Origin of the sequence: Sorangium sp. So ce119 (assembly GCF_051524405.1) — a bacterium.
In the GTDB taxonomy this organism is placed as follows: Bacteria; Myxococcota_A; Polyangia; order Polyangiales; family Polyangiaceae; genus Sorangium; species Sorangium cellulosum_G.
This window is the reverse complement of the sequence record NZ_CP150310.1, coordinates 7527747-7542293: the sequence shown is the minus strand read 5'-3', so window position 1 is coordinate 7542293 and position 14547 is coordinate 7527747. Positions and strand designations below refer to the sequence as shown.

The following is a 14547-nucleotide window of genomic DNA, read 5'->3' as shown; positions in this document are numbered from 1 at the left end:
TGTTGCCGGAGATGCGGCACGAGCGCAAAGGCTACTGTAGCTGGAAGTCCTCGAGCAGCCGATAGATCCTGAATCGCGGTCCGTCTCGCCGTAACCAGACCACGATCTCGTCTCCGAGCAGCCGATCGGCAGCGATCCGGGCGGTCGTGATCGGCACCCGGATCACGACGTCCTGGTCGTCGAGCGTCTCCGGCTGGATCGCGGGGTGCTGCGGCGTCGCGAGCACGTCCTCGGCCCGGAAGATCTGGAGCTCCGACTCGCGATAGACCGGTTCACCGGCGAGCTTGCCGTACTCGAGCCGCCGGAAGCGCTGCTCCCACCAGAGCCCAGCGCTCGGCGGCTGCCCTTGTCCGCCGGACCCGGTCTGGATCGCGAGGGCGTCGCGCGTCAGCAGCTCGCTCAGCGCCTCGCTGTCCTCGGCGGTCACCCGCTGGAAGAACTCGGCCACGACGTCCAGCGCCAGGCCGATGCCGAGCGGCGTCCGAAGGGTCACGACGCCGTCGCGGGCGTCGGCTTCATTCACCGGCCGAGGGGGCGTGCTCGCCGGATCGATCGCCACGCCGTCGGGCCGGCGACGCTCCTCGGGCAGCTCGGAGGCCGCGGGGAACGAGGCCGCTCCGCCCAGCCCGCACCCGAGGAGGGACGAGCCGAGGAGCGCGACGAGGATCAGCGAGGGAGGCGCCGGCGGCGCTTGCGCGGCGTCAGGGACGCCGGCCGGCGAGGGGTGCGCCCGGCGCCCCAGCGGGACGTGGCGGCGTTCAGATCGGCTCGATCGCTGGCTCATCGGCGCGCGTGAACGTCACGATCGCACGCTCACCGACGGGGGTCCATCCCGCGGGGGCCTGGTCGTCGTCGAAGTCCGACGCGACGAGCGTCAGCCGGCTCGCCGCGTAGTCGGGCATGCGCATGCGACCCAGGCCGCCGTCGCTCAGCAGCCGCTCCATGTCCTCGTTGCCCTGGTAGATGCGGTACGCCATGGGCGTGCCGCCGTGGGCCACGAGCAGGTACTCCGGGTTCGTGACCACGATGTTCATCGCGCTCGGCCCGGCCCCTTCCTCTGCGCAGAGCCGATCGACGAGCGCGATGGAGGACCGGAGGGCTGCCCGCGCGCTCGCCGCGTCCACGGTGGGCCGATCGAGCTGGTTGCTGTCGTGGAGGAAGGACAGGAACAGGTGGAAGAGGATCTCGCTGTCCGTCTCGCCGCGGACGTCCCGCTGGAGAAACTGCGGCAGCGAGTCGCTGAGCTGGCTCCGCAGCCGGGCGAACCCTTCGACCGTGCCGGTATGGGCGAACAGCCACTGCCGGTAACGGAACGGGTGCGTGTTCTCGGTGCGCAGGCTGCCGACCGTCGCAGCCCGGACATGCGCCACGAGGATGTCGGCGCGCACGTCCCTGGTCATGTCGACCAGGCTGATCTCGGGCCGGTCGTCGATCGGTCGGCGCTTGAGGAGAATCTCTCCTCCCTGGTAGAAGCCGACACCCCAGCCAGGGATCACGCCCTCCCTTCGGCGGACGACGAGGGCACGATCTTCAAGCTCGATCGCACGCGCGCCGAGATCCGGACGGTTACCGATAAAGCCGACGAGACGAGCCATAGCTTTGTCCTCGCGAGTTGGGTCGGGGGGCGGGGGCAGTGTCCGGCTCGCCGGTAGAGCGCTCCCTCATCTGCAAGCAGGGGTGGCTCCGTCGGTCGGCCGCGTGAGCGTGGGGCGCGGGTTGCGCCCTATGCTTTCTTGATACGACAGAGTCGCCCTGCAAGCGGAGCAAAAACGGATCCCCAGCGGCGAGGCTGGCCGCGGGCACGGCCTGACCACACTGCCCGCCGCGCGTCGCGCCGGTCGCGTGACCTCTCACTCCTCGCGCTCACCGCTTCCCCTGCCGTTGCCACATGCGCGGCGAGATCTCTCGCGCACGGGTACGCACGGGTGCGTGCGAGGCGCGGCTAACCTCGTCTGCTTTCACGCGTCAGCCCGTCGCGTCGACGTCGTGGCGCATCGCGCCGTGGGCCGAGCCGCTCGAAACAACGCCAGAAATCCCGGCGGGATCTCTGACGCGCGGCACTACGGCGCGAGCCGGTTCAGCATGCGCGGGAACGGGATCGTCTCGCGCACGTGAGGCAGGCCGCAGATCCAGGCGACGCTCCGCTCGACGCCGAGCCCGAAGCCCGCATGCGGGAAGGTGCCATACCGGCGCAGATCCAGGTACCAGCCGAACGCCTCGGGGGGCAGCTTGTGCGCCTCAATTGCCCGCTCGAGCGTGCCGAGATCGTCCTCGCGCTGCCCGCCGCCGATCACCTCACCATAGCCCTCTGGCGCCAGGACATCGACGCACAGGGCGAGCCGGGCGTCCGTCGGATCGCGCTTCATGTAGAAGGCTTTCACCTGGGCCGGATAGCGGTGGATCATGACGGGGCGATCGTACCGGCTGGAGATGATCGTCTCGTCCTCGCCCCCGAGGTCCTCGCCCCAGGGGAAGTCCGTAACTCCAGCTTCTCCCGCCGTTTTGCGCTTCTCCGCGCGCGCCTCGTTCAGGATGGCGACGGCCTCGTCGTAACGGATGCGGGGGAACGGCTTCTTGACGGACTCGAGCTTCGTCACGTCGCGCTCGAGCACGGCGAGCTCGGGGCGGCGCCGCTCGAGGACGCGCTCGACGATGAAGCAGAGGAAATCCTCGGCCAGGTCCATGTCGCCGTCGAGGTCCATGAACGCCACCTCCGGCTCGACCATCCAGAACTCGGCCAGGTGGCGGCGCGTCTTCGACTTCTCCGCGCGGAACGTCGGCCCGAAGCAGTACGCCTTCCCGAATGCGGCGGCCGCCGCCTCCATGTAGAGCTGCCCCGACTGGGTGAGGTACGCCTTGTCGCCGTGGTAGTCGGTCTGGAACAGCGTGCTCGTCCCCTCGCACGCGTTCGGCGTGAAGATGGGCGCGTCGACGAGCGTGAACCCGCGCCCGTCGAAGAAGTCGCGGATCGCCTGGATGATGGTGTGACGCACGCGCAAGATCGCGTGCTGCCGCCTCGAGCGCAGCCAGAGGTGGCGGTGATCCATGAGGAAGTCGGTCCCGTGCTCCTTCGGGGAGATCGGGTACTCGCCCGTGGTCGGGCCGAGCAGGCGGAACCCGGACGCGATGACCTCGAAGACCCCGGCCCGCTTCGGGTGCGCCTTCACCTCGCCGGTGACCTCGATCACGCTCTCCTGCGTGACCTTGTCGGCGGCCGCGAAGACCTCGTCTCCGACGTCGCTCTTCGCCATCACGCACTGGACGGCGCCGGTGCCGTCGCGCAGCTCGAGGAAGTGGAGCTTCCCGCTCGAGCGCTTGTTGTAGAGCCATCCGCGGAGCGCGACAGTGCGGCCGACGTGCGCGCTGAGGTCGCTGGTAGCGATGACGGGCAGGTCCTGCATGGGCGCCGGAAATAGCACGGTTTAGTTGCGGCTGACGCCGGCTCCGGCCAAAAATGGCGCCATCTTGGCCCGCCGAAAGCGTCGCGCGCTCTGCCTGCCTGTGTTCCTCAAGCTGCTCGCCGCGGCGGGCGTGCTGCTCGGCGCAGGCGGCTGCTCGGCCCTGTACCCGGAGCTCGAATCCCGGCTCCACAAGCCGCCTCCGGGGCAGGAGCTCCATCCTCCGCCGCCCGAGGACGTCCGGTGGCTCCGGATCGTCGGGGCGCGCGTCCCGGAGCGCACTCGGGACGGTCGAGCCTGGGACCCCCCCGGTGACGGTAGCCTCCCGGACCCCTACGCCCGCGTCCTCGTCAACGGCGCGGAGCTCTTCCGGACCGCCGTGCAGTCGGACACCGTGGAGCCGACCTGGCCCGATGGTCCCAGCGGAAACTTCCGCGTCGCGCCCGAGGACTGGCTCCGCGTCGAGGTCTGGGAGTCGGATCCGCTCGTCGACAAACCGATCGGCGTGCGCGACATCGGCCGCCCCACCGACGCGCAGCGCGCCGCCAGCGAGATCCAGGTCGATCTGGAGGGGGGCGGCTCGCTCACGCTGGCCTTCCAGCCGGCCCACGCCAGGATCGGCCTCGGCCTCTGGTACCAGCTCTACTCGGGCTCCGCGTTCATCTCGCGCACCGTGGAGGGGGGGCCCGCCGAGCGCGCCGGGCTCCGCAAGGGCGACGAGGTGCTCGAGATCGCGGGGCGGTCCGTGCGGAGCCTGACCGTCGCCCAGATCCGCGGCGCGCTCGACGCCGTGCCGCGCACCGGGCTCGTGCTCCTGGTCAAGCACGCCACGGGCGCGACCGAGCGGCTCCGGGTCCACGCCGGGCCCATCTACCCGCTGTTCGAGCGCTTCGGCGCGGTCGAGTGAGGAGCCGGCGCGCCGTGAAGATCCCGCCGTTCGGGCTCACGACCCGGGAGATCCGCGAAGAGCTCGCGCCCCTGCGGAACGACTTCTCGGTCGCGGTGTGCCGCGCGAAGAACCCGTTCAACATCGGCGCCATCATCCGCGTCGCCCACTCGTTCCTGGTGCGGGAGATCTTCCTGATCGGGACCGAGCCTTATTACGAGCGCGCCTCGATGGGCATGCAGAAGTACGAGACCCTCATCGAGTGCCCCGACGAGGCAGCCTTCCTGGAGGCGGCGCGCGGCCGACCGCTCATCGGCGTCGAGCGCGACCACGCGCGGCGGACCCTCTGGGAGGCGCCGCTGCCGCACGGGCTCGTCTTCCTCTTCGGCAGCGAGGACGACGGGCTGCCGCAGGTGCTGCTCGACGCGTGCGAGGACGTGATCGCGATCCCCATGTACGGGATCAACCACTCGTACCCGGTGGCGATCGCGGCGGGCATGACGATGTGCGAGTGGGCGCGGCGGCGCGACCCGCGCGGCGGCGTGATCCGCGCGGGCGGGTGAGCCGCGCCGCCGCGGGCCGCCTGCCGGCGGAGGCGCGTCGCTACTCGCGGAAGCGCTCGAAGACGAGCAGCTCGCCGAGGAGATCGTGCTCGAGCGTGCCGGCAGCGCGCATCCCGAGCTTCTCGATCACCCGGAGCGACGCGCGGTGCCAGGCCGGCGTGGTGGCGATCACGCGCCTGACGGCGGCCTGCTGCAGCGCCCAGTGCAGGACGGCGCGCGACCCCTCGGTCGCGTAGCCCTGCCCCTGGGACCTGCCCTCGACGCCGTAGCCGATCTCCACGGTGCCCGTGGCGTCGGGCCGGCCGTTCAGCACCACGCTGCCGACGACGACGCGCTCCACCTGGCCGCGCGTCACCATCAGCCGCGTTCCCCACAGGAAGGCCTCGGGATCGTCGCGCAGCCGGTCGAGCGGCGAGCTGAAGGCGCGCTCGACGAGCGCGCGCCCAGGCCACGCGTCGGGGAAGCGCGCGCCGGACAGGGCCTCGGCTTCCAGGCGATCTCCGCGGATGACCGCCTCGAGCAGGGGCAGCGAGACCGGGGTGAGATCGAGGCGCTCGGTAGTCAGGGTGCTCATCGCGGACCTGCGGCGGATCAGATCACGCGTCGCGGCCTGCCGGAAGTCGAAATGGCGAAGGGCCGACTTCCCCGTGGGGAAGTCGGCCCTCGCCGGCCAGGCTTATCTGCCTGGGCCGCGATCAGAAGTCGTGGCCGTGGCCCGCGTGGGCGCCGCCGGCCGCCGCCTTCTCCTCCTTCGGCCGCTCCGCGATGAGCGCCTCGGTGGTGAGCATCAGGCTGGCGACGCTGGCCGCGTTCTGGAGCGCCGACCGGACGACCTTGACCGGATCGATGACGCCCATCTCGAGCAGGTTGCCGTAGTCGCCCGACGCCGCGTTGTAGCCGAACGAATCCTTGCCCTCGCGCACCTTCTGCACGACGATCGAGCCCTCCTCACCGGCGTTGGCCGAGATCTGGCGGAGGGGCTCCTCGATGGCGCGGCGGATGATGTTCACGCCGAACCGCTGCTCGTCGTTCACCTGGAGCTTCTCGAGCGAGCTCTGCGCGCGGATGAGCGCCACGCCGCCGCCCGGGACGATGCCCTCCTCGACGGCCGCGCGGGTCGCGTGGAGCGCGTCCTCGACGCGGGCCTTCTTCTCCTTCATCTCGGTCTCGGTCGCAGCGCCGACCTTGACCACCGCGACGCCGCCCACGAGCTTCGCGAGCCGCTCCTGGAGCTTCTCGCGGTCGTAGTCGCTCGTCGTGTTCTCGATCTGCGCGCGGATCTCCTGCTGCCGGGCCTTGATCTTGTCCTTCTTGCCCTGGCCGCCGACGATCGTGGTGTTGTCCTTGTCGATGATCACCGTCTTGGCGCGGCCGAGATCGCTGATCGTGACGTTCTCGAGCTTGAGGCCGAGCTCCTCCGCGATCACCTGGCCGTCCGTCAGGGTCGCGATGTCCTTCAGCATCTCCTTGCGGCGATCGCCGAAGCCCGGCGCCTTCACGGCCGCGCAGTGCAGCGTGCCGCGGAGCTTGTTCACGACGAGCGTCGCGAGCGCCTCGCCCTCGACGTCCTCGGCGATGATGAGGAGCTGCTTCTGGCTCTTGGCGATCGCCTCGAGCACCGGGAGCAGGTCCTTCATGTTGGAGATCTTCTTCTCCGAGATGAGGATGTAGCAGTCCTCGAGGTTCGCCTTCATCGCCTCGGGATCGGTCACGAAGTACGGCGAGAGGTAGCCGCGGTCGAACTGCATGCCCTCGACCACGTCGAGCGTCGTGTCGGCGCTCTTCGCCTCCTCGACCGTGATCACGCCCTCCTTGCCGACCTTCTCCATCGCGTCGGCGAGGAGCTTGCCGATCGTCTCGTCGCCGTTCGCGCTGATCGTGCCGACCTGCGCGATCTCCTTCGCGTCCTTGGTCTGCTTGGCCGAGCTGTGGAGGTGCCCCACGATCGCCTCGACCGCCTTGTCGATGCCGCGCTTGATCTCCATCGGGTTGTGGCCCGCCGCGACGAGCTTGGAGCCCTCGCGGTAGATCGCCTGCGCGAGCACGGTCGCGGTGGTCGTCCCGTCGCCGGCGATGTCGCTCGTCTTCGAGGCGACCTCGCGGACCATCTGGGCGCCCATGTTCTCGAAGCGGTTCTCGAGCTCGATCTCCTTGGCGACGGTCACGCCGTCCTTGGTGACCGTCGGGGAGCCGAAGCTCTTCTCGATGACGACGTTGCGACCCTTCGGGCCGAGCGTGACCTTCACCGCGTCGGCGAGGGCGTTGACGCCCGCGAGGATCATGCTGCGGGCGGACTCGTTGTAGATGATTTCCTTGGCTGCCATGGTGTCTCTCCTAAGTTCCTGCTGTCGCCCGCGTCACTTCTCGATCACGCCGAGGATGTCGTCCTCGCGGAGGATGAGGTGCTCCTCGCCGTCGATCTTGACCTCGGTGCCCGAGTACTTGCCGAAGAGGACGCGATCGCCCTCCTTGACGTCGAGCTTCCGCACGGTACCGTCCTCGCCGACCTTGCCGTTGCCGACGGCGATGACCGTGCCCTCGATCGGCTTCTCCTTGGCCGTGTCAGGGATGTAGAGACCCCCCTTGGTCTTCTCTTCTTCCTTCACGCGCTGAACGATCACGCGGTCCTGGAGCGGTCGAATCTTCATGTTTGCGAATCCTCCGGGGACGAGCGCCGCGTCCCACGAGACGGCAGGACCCCGGCGGCCTGAACGAGCGGCCGCGAGATCCCATACGTTTGCAGCCTGGGCACTTTGCTAGCACTCGCTTCCGACGAGTGCTAGCGGGCGGCGCGGAAGATAGCCACCCCCTGGAGGGTGTCAAGCGCGGCTCCGCCCGGCGCTTCGCGCGTTAGCAGCCAGGCGCTGGGGTGGCTGTAAGTCCCGGAGATTGCAAGAGAAGTGCGGGGCGTGTAGCTGGGCTCGGCGGGGTCCGTCGGCTAAAGTGACCGTATGAGGGCGGAAATGCGGCAGCACAGCAACGCGACGCCCTCACGGTCTCCGGCCCGATGGAGGCTGACAGGACGTGTCTGGTTGACCTGAGCGCGCGGTGGCCCGGGTTACGTCGGTATCCAGGGCACCCGCGCAAGTGAGGTGCCCCCGTGAGCCAAGCGATCTCTGTGTCCCCGAGCATGACCCGCTATTTCCAGGAGGTTGTGGACGAGGCGCTCCGAGTTCGGAACGTCGCCGCGACCGAGGCGGCGTCGAGCTACCTCGTCGGTCTGCTCTGTGCTTTCGCTCACCCGGACGAGCACGCCGAGTCTGCCTTCAACCAGCCCCTGACCTTTCTGCTGCGCGACGCCCTGGAGGCCTCCGGGGCCGAGCGTTTCCGGCGGCTGCGCAACCTCGGCGACGGCGTGCTCTACGCGGTCGGCTTCTTCGGCGGCCATATCGAGCTCAAGGGAGTCGACCGCGGCTACGTGGTCGGGGTCGGCTCGACCGCCTACCACCATGCCGCCGCTATGCTGCGCCTCAACGCGCGCGTCGGCCAGGGCCCCGATGTTCTTTCGGAGATGGCGGAGAAGTTCGAGCGCTTCGCGGCCGTCCTGAACGACGTGGCCGACGGGACGCTCGCGTCCGGTGCCCGGGACGAGCGCTCGGTGCTCCGGCTGTACGAGCGCTGGGTCCGCACCGGCTCCAGCCGCCTCGCCGAGGAGCTCGGGGCGCGCGGGCTCGTGCCGAGCCGCGGGACTGGCGGGCTCAACTGATGCGGGGCGCGACCTTCACCGCCCGGATCCAGCAGCACCTCGCGCGAACCTACGCGCTCGATGACGCGCCCGCCGTCGACGACTTCATCCGGCCGACGGACGGCGGCGCCCGCGAGGCGCTGCTGATCCGGCACGCGGACGGGGACATCGAGGTGGCGCTGCACCTGCCCCGCCGCGCGATCTCGCGGGGGGGCGCGGGGACGTTCGACGAGATCTGCCAGATCGTCGAGGGGGTGAGCCACTTCCTCTACGTGGCCGAGCGGGCGCGCCGGGAGCTCCCGGCGACCCAGCTCGAGCTCGAGCTCCAGGCCGAGGTCGACAAGTACGTGCTGCTCGTCCACGGCGGTCTGGCCGAGGAGGTCGAGCTCCCGGGGCCGCCGCTGGGGCGCCGCGACGAGGGCGCTCCGCCCGGGCCGCGGCGCTTCGAGCCCGAGCGCGCCGCGCGGATCCGCGCTCACCTCTTCGAGCGGGTGACCTTCATGGATCCCCCGGGCACGGAGACCGGTGACCGCTACCGGATCGCGAACGACCTGGCGGCGCGGTTCGCTGGCCGGCTCGAGGCCGAGTTTGCCCGCCGCGGTCGGCACGCCGAGCTGCTCGCGGCGCTGCGCCGCTTCTACGCGGCGGGGCAGACGGAGAAGATCGCCCTCGCGCGCGCCGCGTAACCACGCGGCACGTCGATGGCGCTCGGCGTCGCCGTCGGGGGGGGGACGCGGGACGGCGCCGAGCTCGCGCCGCGGCCGCGCGGGCTCGACGCGCGGCGCGAGGATTGTTCTCTCTTGACCGGTTCGCGCGCACGTACTCTCATCCGCATCTACGATGCCTTCCGCGAGCATGAAGCCGCCCCGCGTGCTGGTGGCTGAAGACGAACCGGCGATGTTGAGCCTTGTTGCGCGTCACCTGAGGAACCTCGGCTTCGCCGTGATCGAGGCCTCCGAGGGGGACGCCGCCTGGGAGCTCGCGCGCGAGCACACGCCGGATCTGGTGATCCTGGACGTGATGATGCCCGGCATGAGCGGCTGGGAGATCTGCAAGCGGCTGAAGGGCGACACGTCCGACGGTCGGCCCTTCGCGAACACCGGCGTCATCATGCTCACCGGGATCGGTGAGAACCTGAACGAGATGACCTCGCCGCTCTTCGCGGCGGACGCCTGGCTGAACAAGCCGTTCGACTTCGGGGACCTCGACGCGTGCGTGCGCGAGACGCTCGCGCGTTACGCGAAGGCGCTGCCTGGATCGAACGGCAGCCAGGCGAGCGGCGAGGGCGAGGAGAACGAAGAGCCCGTGTCTGAGCCGGCGCCGCGCGCGCAGCAAACGTCGGGGGCAAACGGCGCCGCGACCCACAAGGCGGCCGCGAAGAAGGCGGCGCCCAAGAGGACCGCGGCGAAGAAGACGGCTGCGGCGAAGAAGCCGGCCGCGGCGAAGAAGGCGGTCGCGAAGAAGGCGGCCGTGAAGAAGCCGGCCGCGAAGAAGGCCGCGCCGAAGAAGGCCGCGTCGAAGAAGGCCGCGCCGAAGAAGGTCGCGGCGAAGAAGCCGGTGGCGAAGAAGCCGGCTGCGGCGAAGAAGTCAGCCGCCTCGCAGAAGTCGTCTGCAAAGCAGGGCGCGGCGAAAAAGCCGGCTGCCAGCAAGGCGGCACCCAAGAAGAAGACCGCGAAGTGATCGAGCCCGGGGCCCGCGCTGCGCGCGGCGCCCGGTCCCGTTGTTCTCACGCCATGCACGCGCTCGGCCGCCAGGCCGAGTCGAGGGACGCCGCCCGGACACAGACCTCGGGGCGATGGTCCTCACGCGTCGGTCGACATCGCGCATCGATGCCGTCTGTCCGCTGACGTGGAAGCTGCCCTGCGCGGGGAATCGTCAGGGTTTGCCGCGCGTCATGCTCTCGCGCGCCGCGCGCCGCGTCTCCAGGAACTTTCGGGCGCGTGACCCGTCAGCGGGTACAATGCTGCGACGTTTCCACTTCGAGGGCCCCCGCGGGGGGCGTCCGGAGCGCTGAGCACCGTGAGCGACTCTCGCACGAAGCACCTGGACCGCATCCGCAGCGCCGCGTTCGCTGTCGAGCTGAGGCTCCGGTTCGGACGCGCGCTCCGCGCCGCGCCGAGCGCGCTGACCGTCGCGCTGGCGATCGCCGCCGGCACGCTCGCGGTCCACAAGGCGCTTCCAGCGCACCTGGGCGAGCAGCGCGCGCGGCAGCTCCTCCTCGGCGCCGGGCTGCTCGTCCTCGCCACCCTCGTCGTGGCCATGCTGCGCCGGCTGCCTCCGCGCGCGGGCACGATGGCGCTCGACCGGCACCACGGCCTCCACGACCGGCTCACGAACGCCCTCGCCTTCGACGCGGTGCCCGCCGCGCAGCGGACCCCCCTCATGGAGGCGGCGATCGACGACGCCTGCGAGCACGCCGCAGGGCTGCGCCCCGCCGGCGCCGCGCCGCTCGCCGTCCCGCGCGAGCTCCTGGCGTCGGCCGCGGTCGGCCTCGGCGTGCTCGCGGTGGCGCTGCTCGAGGTGCGGACGCCGCGCAAGACGGCGCCCGTCGCGCAGACCATCGACGCGCTCGCCATGTCGCCCGACGACATCGAGCTCTTCAAGGACGCGGCGAAGGCGCTCGACCGGCCGGACCAGAGCCCGGAGATGAAGTCGGCGGTCGAGCGGTTCAACCAGCTCATCGAGGACATCGCCAACAAGCGCCTCGATCGGACCGAGGCGTTCCGCCGCATGGAGGCGCTCGAGCGCGAGCTCCTCAAGGGGGCCGAGGCCGACCTGAAGGCGCTCGAGGAAGCGCTGAAGGAGACCGGGCTCGACCTCAAGAAGAGCGACCTGGCGAAGGGCGTCGGCGAGTCTCTCGAGAAGAAGGACCTCGAGAAGGCGAAGAAGGACCTGAAGGAGCTCGCCGAGAAGCTCCGTGACAAGAAGCAGAAGTTCGACAAGGCCGAGATCGAGCGGCTGCGCAAGGCGCTCGCCGAGGCGGCCTCACGCCGCAAGGAGGCCCTCGCCGCGATCAACGAGAAGCGGGCCGAGGTGCGCGAGCAGCTGCTCAAGCAGAAGCAGAAGGCCTCCACGAGCGACCAGCAGAAGGCCGAGGAGGAGCGGCTGCTCAAGAAGAAGGAGCGCGAGCTGGAGCGGCTCGACCGCGACGCCGAGCAGAAGGAGCGGACCGGACGCCAGCTCGACCGGCTCGACCGGGAGCTCGCCAAGGCCGCCGAGGACCTGATGCGGGATCTCGGGATGTCGGCGGACGATCTCGAGCAGGCCGCCGAGGACATCAACCGGATGCAGCAAGAGGAGATGTCCGAGCAGGAGAAGGAAGAGCTGCGCCAGAGGCTCGAGGAGCTCCGGGAGCTCGTGCGCCAGCAGGGGCAGGGCGGCAAGCAGCGGATGGCCAGGATGCTCCGCTTCGGCAAGCGCGCCCGCGGCAACCAGGGCGGCGGCGAAGAGCAGCAGGGGCAGGGTCAGCAGGGCCAGGGCCAGGAGGGCCAGGGCGAGCAGCAAGGGCAGGACGGCCAGCAAGGCCAGGGCAAGGGCGGGCAGGGCCAGGGGCAAGAGCTGGTGATCGGGCCCGGCGGCAAGAAGATCCTGATGCCGGGCGGGCAAGGCCAGGGGCAGGACGGGCAGGGGAGCGGCCAGGGCAACAGCAACGGCGGCAACCAGCCGGGCGGCGACGGCGCCGGCTCCGGCCGCGGCGGCGAGGTCGCGGGCAAGCGCACGGACCCGAAGATGGGGACGCAGGACGTCCAGGCGCAGGGGCTCGACACCCAGGAGGGGCCCTCGAACAGCGAGGTCATCCTCAGCGCGGCCGAGCGGGGCTTCAAGGGAACCGGCTACAAGAAGGTCTTCACCGACTATCACACCGTCGCAGAGCAGCAGATCAACAAGGACCAGATCCCCGATGGATACCGGTTCTACGTGAACCGGTATTTCCAGCTGATCAGGCCGCGCGAGTGAGTCGAGCCGGCGGCTCGAACGCGACCGCGCCTCCACGGACGCTCCGCGACAGCGGGCTCGAAGCAGGAAGCTATGGCCGACAAGACGAAGGAAGCAGCGCGCGCTGAGGTGGACGAGTTCCGCGCGAGCATCGGAGGGCTGCGCGAGGAGGTGGGGAAGGTCATCGTCGGCAACCGCGAGGTGGTCGACGGTGTGCTCACGTGCATGCTCGCGGGCTCGCACGCGCTGCTCGAGGGCGTGCCGGGGCTCGGCAAGACGATGCTCGTCCGCACCATGGCCGAGGCGCTCGACCTCCAGTTCTCGCGCATCCAGTTCACGCCCGACATGATGCCGGCGGACATCATCGGCACCACGGTCATCGACGAGAGCGCCGGCGGACAGCGGTCGTTCTCGTTCCGCAAGGGGCCGATCTTCGCCAACATCGTCCTCGCCGACGAGATCAACCGCGCGACGCCGAAGACGCAGAGCGCGCTCCTCGAGGCCATGCAGGAGCACCGGGTCACCGTCTCGCGCCAGAGCTACACGCTCGAGGAGCCGTTCTTCGTCCTGGCGACGCAGAACCCCCTCGAGAGCGAGGGGACGTACCCGCTCCCCGAGGCGCAGCTCGACCGGTTCTTCTTCAAGCTTCACGTGCCGTTCCCGAGCCGTGACGAGCTGAACTCGATCCTGGAGCGGACCACCGGGACCGAGGCGATCGCGGTCCGGCCGGTCCTGAACAGGGAGCGGATCATCGCCATGCAGCGGCTCGTGCGCGAGGTGCCCGTGGCGAAGCACGTCCAGGACTACGCGGTGCGGCTCCTCCAGGCCACGCACCCGACCGAGGGCGAGAGCCTCGACGAGGTGAAGCGGTTCGTGAAGTTCGGCGCGTCGCCGCGCGGGGCGCAGGCGCTGCTGCTCGCCGCGAAGATCCGGGCGCTCTTCGAGGGTCGGTTCGCGGCGTCGGTGGACGACGTGCGGGCGTGCGCGCTCCCCGCGCTGCGCCACCGCGTGCTCCTCAACTTCGAGGGAGAGGCCGAGGGCGTGAAGACGGACGAGGTGCTGCAGGCGATCCTCAAGCACCTGCCGGAGAGCAAATGAGGGAACGTCGAAGGTAGCATGGGGCTCTTCGACGCGTTCAAGAGGGCCGCCGCGCCGCTCCGACGGCTCTCCGGGCTCTCGCCGCTCTCCGCGAGCGCCTCCGACGAGGATCTCTTCGACGACGAGTTCCAGCGCAAGCTCGACTACCTCGCGATGGTGAGCCGCCGCGTCTTCTCCGGCGCGATGCGCGCGGAGCGGCGGACCAAGAAGACCGGCTCCGGGGTCGAGTTCGCCGATCACCGCGACTACGCGCCCGGCGACGATTTCCGGTACCTCGACTGGGCCGCGTACCAGCGCTTCGACCGGCTCCTCATCCGGCTTTACGAGGAGGAGGAAGACCTCTCGATCTACTTCATCCTCGACACGTCGGCGTCGATGGCGTTCGGCGACGGCGCGAAGCTGCGTCACGCGAAGCGCCTCTGCGCGGCGCTGGCGTACGTGGGGCTCGCCAACCTCGACCGCATCGCGATCGTCACCGCGACCGACGAGATCAGCGGGCGCATGCAGTCGACCCGCGGCAAGGCGCGGATCTTCAGGATCTTCCGCTTCCTCGGGCAGGCGCGCGCGGACGGCGCGACCGACCTCGGGGAGGCGATGAAGACCTTCGTGGCGCAGCACAAGCGGCGCGGGCTCGCGGTCATCCTCAGCGATCTCTATGACCCGGTTGGCTTCGAGCGCGGCATCAACGTGCTCCGGTACAACCGCTTCGAACCGTTCGTGCTCCACATCGCCGACGCGCGCGAGGCGCGGCCCGCGCTGCGCGGCGACGTGCGCGTCTACGACTGCGAGACCGGGGAGGAGCGCGAGGTCACGGTGACCGCGAAGGTGCTCGATCGCTACGCCGCGGCGCACGAGCAGTACCTCGACGAGATCCGCCGCTTCTGCACGTCGCGGCAGGTGAGCTACTTCCGCGCCGACGTGTCCGTCCCCTTCGACGAGCTGATCCTGCGCGTGTTCCGCAGAGGCGGCTTCCTCCGGTAG

14 protein-coding genes are annotated in these 14547 nt (G+C 70.2%); 8 read left to right on the top strand and 6 right to left on the bottom strand.

Annotated elements, in window-relative coordinates:
• Positions 1-31 precede the first annotated feature (31 nt).
• From WME76_RS28385 to asnS, 3 genes are all read right to left on the bottom strand, one after another.
• On the bottom strand, positions 32-784 hold the full coding sequence (locus WME76_RS28385; RefSeq protein ID WP_437955396.1) for a hypothetical protein: 753 nt from the start codon (positions 782-784) through the stop codon (positions 32-34).
• Positions 759-1496, bottom strand: a complete 738-nt coding sequence (locus WME76_RS28380; protein ID WP_437955395.1) for a class II glutamine amidotransferase — start codon at positions 1494-1496, stop codon at positions 759-761. Before WME76_RS28380 ends, WME76_RS28385 begins: the two co-directional genes overlap by 26 nt.
• A 564-nt stretch (positions 1497-2060) precedes the next feature.
• Complete coding sequence (gene asnS, locus WME76_RS28375; protein WP_437955394.1) at positions 2061-3401, bottom strand: asparagine--tRNA ligase; 1341 nt, start codon at positions 3399-3401, stop codon at positions 2061-2063.
• A 64-nt stretch (positions 3402-3465) separates the two neighbouring features.
• On the opposite strand from asnS, the gene WME76_RS28370 reads away from it, so the two are divergent.
• Both WME76_RS28370 and WME76_RS28365 read left to right on the top strand, forming a co-directional pair.
• Positions 3466-4305 carry a PDZ domain-containing protein gene (locus WME76_RS28370; protein ID WP_437955393.1) on the top strand — a complete coding sequence of 280 codons (840 nt, stop codon included), beginning with the start codon at positions 3466-3468 and terminating at the stop codon, positions 4303-4305.
• Between the two features lie 14 nt (positions 4306-4319).
• A complete protein-coding gene (locus tag WME76_RS28365; protein ID WP_433927974.1) occupies positions 4320-4847 on the top strand; it encodes a TrmH family RNA methyltransferase in 528 nt (175 codons plus the stop codon).
• Between the two features lie 40 nt (positions 4848-4887).
• Here the strand turns inward: WME76_RS28365 and WME76_RS28360 are convergent, their stop codons facing one another.
• The 3 genes from WME76_RS28360 to groES form a co-directional block, all read right to left on the bottom strand.
• Positions 4888-5421: a GNAT family N-acetyltransferase gene (locus tag WME76_RS28360; protein WP_433927972.1), complete on the bottom strand. Its 534-nt coding sequence runs from the start codon at positions 5419-5421 to the stop codon at positions 4888-4890.
• A 121-nt stretch (positions 5422-5542) separates the two neighbouring features.
• Positions 5543-7171, bottom strand: coding sequence for a chaperonin GroEL (gene groL / locus WME76_RS28355; RefSeq protein WP_433927969.1), 1629 nt, complete (start codon positions 7169-7171; stop codon positions 5543-5545).
• A gap of 33 nt (positions 7172-7204) precedes the next feature.
• Positions 7205-7495 (bottom strand): co-chaperone GroES, encoded by a 291-nt coding sequence (gene groES / locus WME76_RS28350; protein ID WP_020738934.1) that lies wholly within the window; start codon positions 7493-7495, stop codon positions 7205-7207.
• 452 nt (positions 7496-7947) lie between these two features.
• On the opposite strand from groES, the gene WME76_RS28345 reads away from it, so the two are divergent.
• The 6 genes from WME76_RS28345 to WME76_RS28320 all read left to right on the top strand — a co-directional run bounded on the left by WME76_RS28345 (position 7948) and on the right by WME76_RS28320 (position 14547).
• Entirely contained in the window at positions 7948-8553 is a 606-nt protein-coding gene (locus WME76_RS28345; protein WP_433927966.1) for a hypothetical protein, read from the top strand.
• A complete protein-coding gene (locus WME76_RS28340; protein WP_437955392.1) occupies positions 8553-9218 on the top strand; it encodes a hypothetical protein in 666 nt (221 codons plus the stop codon). The genes WME76_RS28345 and WME76_RS28340 overlap by 1 nt, the downstream gene beginning before the upstream one ends.
• Before the next feature lie 154 nt (positions 9219-9372).
• Positions 9373-10212: a response regulator transcription factor gene (locus tag WME76_RS28335; protein ID WP_437955391.1), complete on the top strand. Its 840-nt coding sequence runs from the start codon at positions 9373-9375 to the stop codon at positions 10210-10212.
• 339 nt (positions 10213-10551) lie between these two features.
• Complete coding sequence (locus tag WME76_RS28330; RefSeq protein ID WP_437955390.1) at positions 10552-12489, top strand: hypothetical protein; 1938 nt, start codon at positions 10552-10554, stop codon at positions 12487-12489.
• A gap of 72 nt (positions 12490-12561) precedes the next feature.
• Positions 12562-13566, top strand: a complete 1005-nt coding sequence (locus WME76_RS28325) for an AAA family ATPase (RefSeq protein ID WP_437955389.1) — start codon at positions 12562-12564, stop codon at positions 13564-13566.
• Between the two features lie 18 nt (positions 13567-13584).
• Positions 13585-14547 carry a DUF58 domain-containing protein gene (locus tag WME76_RS28320; RefSeq protein WP_437285292.1) on the top strand — a complete coding sequence of 321 codons (963 nt, stop codon included), beginning with the start codon at positions 13585-13587 and terminating at the stop codon, positions 14545-14547.